The following is a 1,094-nucleotide window of genomic DNA, read 5'->3' as shown; positions in this document are numbered from 1 at the left end:
AAGCAAATAAGAGCTTTAAGTGAGGTTTGGCATGATCAAAAAGCTATTTCAAAAGCCTGCGATTCAATGGCCAACCAAATTTCAGCAAAAGTTGGAGCTCGTCAGTGATGAAAATCTTGTCGCCTTTTACGGCAGCGAATTACCAGCGCCCAATACCCCCATTTCAGAGGTTGAATTTGTCGCGTTGGATTTCGAAACGACGGGGCTCAATCCCGAAAAACACGACATTATTACTATCGGTTTAGTACCTTTCAATCTGAGACGTATTTTTCTGCGCGATGCTCGACATTGGAAAGTAAGGCCTCAGAAAAAGTTGGATGAAGATTCCGTTATCATCCACGGTATCACTCACAGCGAATTGATTGATGCGCCAGATCTGAGCGATATTTTGGGTGAGTTGCTGCCTTGCTTAAGCGGCAAAATCATCGTTGTGCATTACCGTCGAATCGAGAGAGAATTCTTGGATCAAGCGCTGAAAGCGCGCATAGGGGAAGGGATTGAATTTCCCGTGTTAGACACGCTACAAATCGAAGAGAACATACAAAAGAGAAGCGCTGGCGGCATTTGGAATCGCCTGAAAGGAAAGAGACCAGAGTCTCTGCGTTTGGCGCAGTCTCGACGCCGCTATGGGTTACCAGACTACTCTCCGCATCACGCGTTAACTGATGCGATTGCTACGGCCGAGTTGCTTCAGGCGCAGATGGCGCATCACTACAATGATGACCAACCCATCAGTGATTTTTGGTTGTAGATAGATTTTTTGTTGTAGCTATTTACCAACAATCATTCACCGAAAAACATGCATTAAAAAGGAGCCTATCGGCTCCTTTTGTTTTTTAGTCAAACTGAGAATTACAGTTTAAAACGTTTGATCTCTTGCTCTAGCTCGTGAGACAGCTCAGATAGGTGCGCTGCTTGCTCCGCTGCTGAGTGAGCTTCTACAGAAAGCTCGTTCGATACGTCGCGGATGCCTTCTGTGTTACGAGTGATTTCTGTTGTTACAGATGCTTGCTCTTCCGCCGCAGACGCAATTTGCGTTGCCATGTCGCTGATGCGCTCTACCGCACTGTGGATTTGCGTCAGGCTCGCTGCTG

General features: G+C 46.6%; 1 protein-coding gene and 1 pseudogene. One reads left to right on the top strand and one right to left on the bottom strand.

Annotated elements, in window-relative coordinates; translation table 11 throughout:
- Positions 1 to 31 precede the first annotated feature (31 nt).
- Positions 32 to 751, top strand: coding sequence for a 3'-5' exonuclease (locus tag R7P35_RS25910; protein WP_005494764.1), 720 nt, complete (start codon positions 32 to 34; stop codon positions 749 to 751).
- Positions 752 to 852: 101 nt separating this feature from the next.
- Here the strand turns inward: R7P35_RS25910 and R7P35_RS25905 are convergent.
- Positions 853 to 1,094, bottom strand: a pseudogene (locus tag R7P35_RS25905) (methyl-accepting chemotaxis protein); the annotation flags it as partial.

It is taken from the genome of Vibrio sp. Vb0304 (genome assembly GCF_033338995.1).
Taxonomy (GTDB): Bacteria; Pseudomonadota; Gammaproteobacteria; order Enterobacterales; family Vibrionaceae; genus Vibrio; species Vibrio alginolyticus.
This window is presented reverse-complemented; position numbering and strand designations above follow the sequence as displayed.

Excerpts from the sequence above, each read along its gene's own strand:
- R7P35_RS25910 (WP_005494764.1), top strand. The coding sequence starts at position 32 with ATGATCAAAAAGCTATTTCAAAAGCCTGCGATTCAATGGCCAACCAAA.